Consider the following 7,100-nt stretch of genomic DNA (forward strand, 5'->3'; position numbering starts at 1 on the left):
AATGCTTACATTAGAAAAGTTTGAGGAAGCATCAGAAATCGTCAAAAAAGTGACACAGGAAACCAAGCTGATATACAGTGATTATTTCAGCAGTCATACGGGAAATAAGGTATACTTGAAACCGGAAAATATGCAGGTAACAGGAGCCTATAAAATCCGCGGGGCTTATTACAAAATCAGCACCTTGACACCGGGAGAACGGGAAAAAGGGCTGATTACCGCTTCTGCGGGAAACCATGCCCAGGGTGTGGCATATGCGGCAAAGGCTTTCGGGGTGAAAGCTGTGATTGTGATGCCAACAACCACACCGCTCATTAAAGTGGAGAGGACCAAAAGCTATGGTGCACAGGTCATTCTTCACGGAGATGTGTATGACGAAGCCTGTGCTCATGCGTATAAGCTGGCAGAGGAACATGGCTATACGTTTATTCATCCCTTTGATGACCCGGCTGTTGCCACTGGACAGGGAACCATTGCCATGGAAATTTTAAAAGAGCTGCCTTTAGTGGACTACATATTAGTCCCTATCGGAGGCGGCGGACTGGCTACAGGCGTTTCTACTTTAGTAAAGCTGTTAAATCCCAACATTAAGGTTATCGGTGTAGAACCGGCAGGCGCTAATTGTATGCAGGCATCCCTTTTAAACGGTGAGGTTATGACACTTCCTTCTGTCAATACCATTGCAGACGGAACCGCAGTAAAACGTCCGGGAGACCACATTTTTCCATACATTCAGAAAAACGTAGACGAAATCATTACAGTGGAAGACGATGAACTGGTAGTTGCTTTCCTGGATATGGTGGAAAATCACAAGATGATTGTAGAAAATTCGGGTCTGCTGACCGTAGCTGCCTTAAAACATTTGAAATTCCAGGATAAAAAGGTGGTATCCATTTTAAGCGGAGGCAATATGGATGTGATTACCATGGCTTCTGTGGTACAGCATGGACTCATTGCCAGAGACCGTATCTTTACCGTGTCTGTGCTTCTTCCGGATAAACCGGGAGAATTGGTGCGTGTAGCCAGTGTCATTGCCAGGGAACAGGGAAATGTCATTAAACTGGATCACAATCAATTTGTAAGCACCAACCGTACGGCAGCCGTAGAACTGAAAATTACGCTGGAAGCTTTTGGTACGGAGCACAAACAGCAGATTATCGAAGCCTTGAAAAAAGAAGGATATCAGCCAAGGCTGGAAATGGCAAATTTATAAAAAGCAAAAACAGGGGAGTCTGTGACTTATGGAAGCCGCGGATTCCTCTGCTTTGTGTTGTGGATTATTTTACGGTAACCAGTTCGTATTCACTGTTTCCAATACCTATTTTGACACCGTGCTCAATGGCAGATTGCCAGTTGGTATCCGGGAAGATATGGTGGAAATGGTCGTGGCAGCAGTCCTCTTTGTGTTCAGCGAGGGCTTCGCTTAACCGGCTGTTGGAAAGCACTGGCTGGGCATTGACTGCGTCAGCGCAGGCCACGTCCAAAGCCACCGGGTCAAAGGAGGCAAACATACCCACGTTTGGTACAATGGCTGCATCGTTCTCGCCATGGCAGTCACAATACGGAGATACATCGATTACCAGACTGATGTGGAAGTTTGGACGTCCGTTGATAACTGCTTTGGTATATTCTGCCATTTTGCAGTTTAAGATATCGTTGGATTCATCAGAAGCCGCTGCAATGGCATCTTTTGGACAGACACCGATACATCTGCCGCAGCCCACGCATTTGTCATGGTCAATGGAAGCCTTGTTGTCTGTAAACTGAGGCGCATCATGGGCACAGATTTTAGCACACATATGGCAGCCTACGCATAAATCCTGGAGAACATGAGGTTTTCCGGCAGAGTGCATTTCCATCTTACCGGCACGGGAGCCGCAGCCCATACCGATGTTTTTAATCGCACCGCCAAATCCGGCAGCTTCATGTCCCTTGAAATGGGACAGGGAAATCAAAACATCTGCGTCCATAACGGCACGCCCAATTTTGGCTTCTTTTATATAAGTACCGCCTTCAACGGGAACCAGTGCTTCGTCTGTACCCTTCAGACCGTCGGCAATGAGAATCTGACAACCGGTTGTCATGGGATTAAAACCGTTTAAGTTGGCACTGTCCAGATGGTCCAGGGCATTTTTTCTTCCCCCTACATAAAGAGTGTTGCAGTCTGTAAGGAAAGGCTTTCCACCCAGTTCTTTTACCACATCAGCTACCGCTTTGGCATAATTTGGTCTTAAAAAGGCCAGGTTTCCCGGCTCTCCGAAGTGCATTTTAATCGCAACATATTTATCCTGGAAATCAATATTTCCAATTCCCGCAGTTTTTATGAGGCGCTGCAGCTTGTTCAGCAGATTATCGCCGTTTTTCGCTCTTAAGTCTGTAAAATATACCTTTGATACGCTCATTTTTCATCCTCCTGTGTTGCATATTTACTTTCGCCAGTATTCATGATATATTTTATCATTGAGAGAAAAAAGAAACAAGAGGCAATGAGAAAAGGCATGAGAAGAGAACTTTATTTGGAGTGTTATACGGGAATAAGCTGCAGGAAGCTTTTGGGTGCTTTGTTGGCTCTGGGAGCAGAGAAGGAGGAGCTGGAGCAGCGTTTGACCTGTCTGGCCCAGTGTCTGGTCTCCATTGAGGCACAGTATGAGAACCAGGGAATAGAGGAAGTTGTTTTAAGGAACATAGAGACTGCCTATCCGGTGTTTAAAACCAAAGAAGAAACCGAAAAAAAAATTGCGGAAAGTCCCTGGGGAGAAAAAACAAAGACTGCACTTTACAGACTTTGGGAAATCAGCCTGCAAAGCGAGGAAGAATCTTTTCTGGAAGGAGCGGCGGCCTGGCTGGCATTGGAAATCCTGGGATTTGAACAGCTTCAGGTACTTTCTGTTACAGAAACGATGGACAGCAGAGACGGTGAAATTCTGCCGTGTGCAAAATTGCTGCAGAGCATAGAAAAATACCAGGTTCCCATGCATTTTATCAGAGGTCAAAAGGAGAAAAGCAGTCTGCTGGGAATGGAACTTCTGGGAATTATGGGGAAACCTGCAGTATTTCCGGACAGAGTCTGTATCGAAAAAACAGGTGTGGGAAGTGTCATTACACAGGAAAATTCATTCCTAAGAGAAGGACTTCGCGCCGTAGTGCTTACAGAATCCGTGCCGGAGAAAACGGAAATCCAAAGGCAAAGAGACAGGAAAGAAACTGCAGAGAAACAGAACTCTGTCCGGGTGCTGGAAACCAATGTGGATGACTGCAGCGGAGAGCAGCTGGGGTATGCCATTGATTGTCTCATGAAGGCCGGAGCTCTGGATGCTTCCTGTTTTCCCATTTATATGAAAAAAGGCCGTCCGGCTTATATGCTGCAGGTTATCTGCAGGGAAAACAAACAGGAGGTCCTGGAGGACATTATTTTTCGGGAAACTACCAGTATCGGACTTCGTAGATATGAGGAAAAGAGAAGAGTGCTTCCGAGAACCTTTGAAGAAGTTGTATTAAAAGATGGTCACAGGGTCAGAATCAAGGTTTGTTTCCACCATGGAAAGCGGTTCTGTTATCCGGAATATGAAACAGTGAAACAGATATGTGAAGAAACTGGAAGAGCCTTTCGGGATGTATACGATGAGGCGTCTGCAGCAGCGGGAGGATATTATGAGAACTTATGAAGAAAAAAAGAAAGCGCTTTATGATTTTATGAATACCTGCATAGAAGAAGACATCTGTATTGCCTTTTCCGGTGGAGTAGACAGCAGTGTGCTGCTGCAGCTGGCCAGAAACTGTGCAGAAAAAAAGAAGAGACAGAGCAGTATTTATGCAGTTACCTTTCATACCATGCTTCACCCTTCCTGCGATTTGGAGATTGCACAGAAAGTGGCAAAAGAAGCGGGAGCTATACATAAGGTACTGTTTGTCAATGAACTGGAGCAGGCAGAAATCCGTTTTAACCCCAAGGATAGATGTTATCTCTGCAAAAAGGCTTTGTTTGGAAAGCTGAAGGCATATGCGGAAGAAAAGAGAGTATCCTGCATATTAGAGGGCACCAATGAGGATGATTTGCATGTGTACCGTCCGGGACTTAAGGCGGTAAAGGAAATGGGGGTTCTCAGTCCGTTGGCCATGCATGGGTTTGCCAAGGAAGAGGTTCGTCGTCTGGCAGAAGAACTGGGGGTTTCTGTGGCAAAAAGACCATCTACGCCTTGTCTGGCTACCAGACTGCCTTATGGGGCAGAAATCCGTCCGGAGATACTGGAGAAAATTGCGAAAGCAGAAGAATATCTGAAAAAGGAAGGTTTTCCGGTGGTGCGCCTGCGGCTTCATGGAGAAATTGCCAGAGTGGAGATTCCCAAAGAGCACTTTGGACATTTCCTTAAAATGCAGGAGACATTGGTTCCAAAGTTGAAAGCCATGGGATTTCGATACCTGACACTTGATATGGGAGGCTTCCGCAGCGGAAGTATGGATGAAGAATAGAAGAAAGAAAAATCAGAATTTTGCACGAAAAAACCAGAGCCTGTTGGTGTTCCTGCATATTGTTACACAAATTTTGTCAATTTTTCAAAAAATAGTTGCAAAATGAAAAATTTATGGTATACTAATGAAGTAATCAGTTGTGAGCGCAATTGATTGAGCGGGAGTGCTGGAATTGGCAGACAGGCAAGACTAAGGATCTTGTGGGTGTATGCTCGTGTGGGTTCAAGTCCCATCTCCCGCAGTCTGGTATATGAGGCGTGTATGAAAAAGGTTGAAGTTCCGCTGGGATTAAGAGGAACTTCAGCCTTTTTCATTTGTTTTGGGACGAAAGAACTTTACCTTCTTTCGTCCTCTTTTTTGCGTTACAAAATTTCTGAAAAAAAGTAATATTTATCTAAAAAAACTATAAAATGATAGAAAATTAAGGATAGTTGTAGTAAAATCATATGTATCTAAATGTGAAACTGAGGGGAGACTTATCAAAGATGCGGCAGGAAAGGAGAAAGGTCATGAGTGAAAGAATGATAAGTGTAAAAATATTGGGAAAGCAGAAAACATATCCTTATGGAACATCTTACGCACAGATTGCGACAGAATATCAGGGTAGCACCAGATATCCCATTGTCCTGGTTATGAAAGACGGGAAACTGTGTGAACTGCACAAAAAACTGAAAAAAGACGGTGTTCTGAAATTTGTTACAACAGGAGATGAGATTGGACACAGCACTTACAAAAGAAGCGCTTCTTTGCTGTTTTTAAAAGCGGTTTACCATGTGGCAGGGCACGAAAATATCCGGAAAGTTACGCTGCATTTTTCCGTAAGTTCCGGTTATTATTACACCATTGACGGAAACGTGAAGATTACCAGAGAATTTCTGGATGCGGTGAAAGCCTATATGCTGGAACTGGCAGAGCAGAAAGTGCCCATTTTAAAACGCAGTGTCAGCACAGGGGAAGCTATTGAAATTTTTCATAAATATGGTATGTATGATAAAGAAAAACTGTTTCGTTTCCGCAGAGTGTCCAGAGTGAATTTGTACCGTTTGGGAGATTTTGAGGACTACTTTTACGGATTTATGGTGAATCATACTGGTTATTTGAAGTATTTTGAACTCTATCCCTATGAAGGAGGACTGGTGCTGCAGCTTCCAAGAAGGGAATGTCCGGATACGGTGCCGGAATTTTCTCCGAGACCTAAGATTTTCCGGGTGCAAAGAGAATCGGAAAAATGGGGCGAAATGGTACAGTCTGACACCGTAGGAGAGTTGAATGAACAGATTACAGGACAAGGAGCCAATCAACTGATACTGATTGCAGAGGCTCTGCAGGAGTCCAGAATTTCTCAGATTGCAGAGCAGATTGTAAAGGCCGGAAATAAAAAATTTATTATGATAGCAGGTCCCTCCTCTTCCGGAAAAACGACCTTTTCCTACAGACTTTCCATACAGTTGGCGGCTCATGGGCTGAAGCCGCATCCCATTGGTGTGGACAATTATTTTGTGAACCGGGAGGATACCCCTTTAGACAGCAATGGAAATTACAATTTTGAATGTCTGGAAGCCATTGATGTGAAGAAATTTAACGAAGATATGCTGCGGCTTTTGAGCGGAGAACGGGTGGAGCTGCCCCAGTTTAACTTTAAAACCGGACAGAGAGAGTACCGGGGCGATTTTCTTCAGCTTGGAGCAGAGGATGTGCTGGTGATTGAGGGAATTCACTGCCTGAATGATAAATTAAGCCATTCCCTTCCGGTGGAAAGCAAGTTTAAAATATATATCAGTGCGCTGACTCAGTTAAATATTGATGAACACAACCGGATACCCACCACGGACGGCCGTCTGATTCGCCGGATTGTAAGAGATGCCAGAACCAGAGGAGCTTCTGCAAAGGCTACCATTGCCATGTGGAATTCTGTGCGAAAAGGAGAAGAAGAGAATATTTTTCCCTATCAGGAATCTGCAGATGTGATGTTTAATTCCGCACTAATATATGAGCTGGCTGTTTTGAAACTGTATGCAGAACCTCTGTTGTTTTCTATCAGACAGGGGGAGCCGGAATACAACGAGGCAAAGCGGCTTCTGAAGTTCCTGGATTATTTTGTAGGGGTTCCCAGCGAATCCATTCCCCACAATTCCATTTTAAGAGAATTTGTAGGCGGAGGGTGCTTTGATGTGTGAAAAAGTTTGCATTTTCATTTTTTCTGTGATAGAATAACCGAGTGTCATAAGTAGGATAAATAATCGCGGCTGACAGGACCGAAAGGGGTCAGGTGAGGAAAGTCCGGGCTTTGCAGGGCAGAATGCCAGATAACGTCTGGTGGAGGTGACTCCAAGGACAGTGCAACAGAAATGTACCGCCGGGGATTTCTCCGGTAAGGGTGGAAGGGCAGTGTAAGAGACTACCGCCTTTCTGGTAACAGAGAGGGCACATGTAAACCCCATTCAAAGCAAGACCGAATAGAAAACATTGTGGCTGCCCGTCACGTTTTCAGGTGGGTCGCTTGAGCCTGCTGGCGACAGCAGGCCTGGATAGATGATTATTCACGACATAACCCGGCTTATCGTTCTGCTTATACACGAAAAGAGAGGATATCACATGAGGTTTGGGCTTCATGTGATATCCTCTCTTTA

6 protein-coding genes, 1 tRNA gene and 1 other RNA gene are annotated in these 7,100 nt (G+C 44.8%); 7 read left to right on the forward strand and 1 reads right to left on the reverse strand.

The annotated features are described in order from the left end of the window. Window position 1: 1 nt before the first annotated feature. Window positions 2-1,213, forward strand: a complete 1,212-nt coding sequence (gene ilvA / locus WKT17_RS14990; RefSeq protein ID WP_173749509.1) for a threonine ammonia-lyase — start codon at window positions 2-4, stop codon at window positions 1,211-1,213. 64 nt (window positions 1,214-1,277) lie between these two features. On the opposite strand, the gene WKT17_RS14995 is transcribed toward ilvA, so the two are convergent. Further along, on the reverse strand, window positions 1,278-2,402 hold the full coding sequence (locus tag WKT17_RS14995) for a DUF362 domain-containing protein (protein ID WP_291683598.1): 1,125 nt from the start codon (window positions 2,400-2,402) through the stop codon (window positions 1,278-1,280). A gap of 96 nt (window positions 2,403-2,498) precedes the next feature. On the opposite strand from WKT17_RS14995, the gene larC reads away from it, so the two are divergent. The 6 genes from larC to rnpB all read left to right on the forward strand — a co-directional run bounded on the left by larC (window position 2,499) and on the right by rnpB (window position 7,046). Further along, window positions 2,499-3,665 (forward strand): nickel insertion protein, encoded by a 1,167-nt coding sequence (larC, locus tag WKT17_RS15000; protein ID WP_291683599.1) that lies wholly within the window; start codon window positions 2,499-2,501, stop codon window positions 3,663-3,665. Next, a complete protein-coding gene (gene larE, locus WKT17_RS15005; RefSeq protein ID WP_291683600.1) occupies window positions 3,652-4,470 on the forward strand; it encodes an ATP-dependent sacrificial sulfur transferase LarE in 819 nt (272 codons plus the stop codon). The genes larC and larE overlap by 14 nt, the downstream gene beginning before the upstream one ends. A 157-nt stretch (window positions 4,471-4,627) precedes the next feature. Next, window positions 4,628-4,711 (forward strand) — tRNA-Leu (locus WKT17_RS15010). Between the two features lie 20 nt (window positions 4,712-4,731). Then, a complete protein-coding gene (locus WKT17_RS15015; protein ID WP_264293468.1) occupies window positions 4,732-4,857 on the forward strand; it encodes a hypothetical protein in 126 nt (41 codons plus the stop codon). A gap of 122 nt (window positions 4,858-4,979) precedes the next feature. After that, window positions 4,980-6,647 (forward strand): nucleoside kinase, encoded by a 1,668-nt coding sequence (locus WKT17_RS15020; RefSeq protein ID WP_291683601.1) that lies wholly within the window; start codon window positions 4,980-4,982, stop codon window positions 6,645-6,647. A gap of 47 nt (window positions 6,648-6,694) precedes the next feature. Further along, window positions 6,695-7,046: RNase P RNA component class A (gene rnpB, locus WKT17_RS15025), an RNA gene on the forward strand. Window positions 7,047-7,100 lie beyond the last annotated feature (54 nt).

Source organism: Blautia sp. HCN-20427 (assembly GCF_037890365.1).
Classification (GTDB): domain Bacteria; phylum Bacillota; class Clostridia; order Lachnospirales; family Lachnospiraceae; genus Blautia.